The sequence below is a fragment of the Flavobacterium sp. FlaQc-30 genome, from assembly GCF_044005885.1.
Classification (GTDB): domain Bacteria; phylum Bacteroidota; class Bacteroidia; order Flavobacteriales; family Flavobacteriaceae; genus Flavobacterium.
Genome location: NZ_JBIPCO010000022.1, coordinates 1 through 734 on the forward strand (window position 1 = coordinate 1; position 734 = coordinate 734).

1 pseudogene is annotated in these 734 nt (G+C 42.5%); it reads right to left on the bottom strand.

Going from position 1 to position 734, the window contains the following annotated elements:
- Positions 1-734 (bottom strand): annotated as a pseudogene (locus ACHRV0_RS21560) (hypothetical protein); the annotation flags it as partial.

The following is a 734-nucleotide window of genomic DNA, read 5'->3' on the forward strand; positions in this document are numbered from 1 at the left end:
CTTCCGTTCACTTTTACTTCAGCGTAGCTTACTGTGGCTGTCGAACAATTATCTGTCGCTGTAAGGGTTACAGGCGCAGGAATTACTGCTGAACATTCAACTGTAATATTTGCCGGCAGTGTTCCTGCAAAAACAGGCGCCGTTGTATCTACAGCTGTTAAAGTCTGAACTAATTGCGTTTGCAATCCGCCGCAGTCTGTTAACGTATAGGTTCTGGTTACAATGTATGGACTTGCTTTACAGCCTGATCCTCCGTTATTGGTTTCTGCAACTGTTACCGAAACAGTATTGTTGCAGTTTCCTCTTACGTTTAATATTGCATTTACATTGGCTGCAGGAATATCGCCTATACATTGTACAGTAACATCTGCAGGTGCTGTACCCGTTGGTGCTACAGTATTGTCAATAGTATAAGTGTATACCCAGTCGTGTGTATGTCCTGCACAGTCTGTAAAAGTATACGTATAAGTCTCTACTCCATTACAAGCTGGCATTGTTGAAATAACAGGCGCTGAAGCTGTTAAGCTATTACCGCAGTTGTCTTTTACTACTGGCACTACCGGCGCTGTAACTGCTGAAATACAAGCAACTGTTGTTCCTTGATTTGCAGGCATTACAAAATCGGCTCTTTCAAGGGTGAAGATCTGTGTAACAGCTGTGGTGTTCAATACGGTATCTTCACCAAGATCTCTTACTTTATTGCCGTTTGGATCTGCATATTCAGTTACGGTATA